Origin of the sequence: Pseudoalteromonas sp. CR1, assembly GCF_019392235.1 — a bacterium.
Lineage (GTDB): Bacteria > Pseudomonadota > Gammaproteobacteria > Enterobacterales > Alteromonadaceae > Pseudoalteromonas.
This window is the reverse complement of record NZ_JAHXRM010000633.1, coordinates 1-235: the sequence shown is the minus strand read 5'-3', so window position 1 is coordinate 235 and position 235 is coordinate 1. Positions and strand designations below refer to the sequence as shown.

Here is a 235-nt window from a genome sequence, read left to right as displayed (position 1 = left end):
CCACCTTGTTCGGCGACAACCCGGCGGCAACACCGTCGGTGCGGAACAGCACGTCATCGACCTGTGGGGTGTCGGGCACCATCACGATGATGAATTCGGCTTCCTGCGCCACTTGCTGCGGGTTGGCCAGGGCCACGGCGCCGGCGTCGATCAGCGCTTGCGGGGCCTTGCCGTGGTGTTCGGACAGGAACAATTGGTGACCTGCTTTCTGCAGGTTGGCGGCCATGGGTTGGCC

At 65.1% G+C, this 235-nt stretch carries 1 protein-coding gene; it reads right to left on the bottom strand.

Annotated elements, in window-relative coordinates; all coding sequences use genetic code 11:
- Window positions 1-235, bottom strand: a 235-nt coding sequence (locus tag KZZ04_RS20820; protein WP_257903722.1) for an NAD(P)-binding domain-containing protein, incomplete at both ends; no start/stop codon positions are given.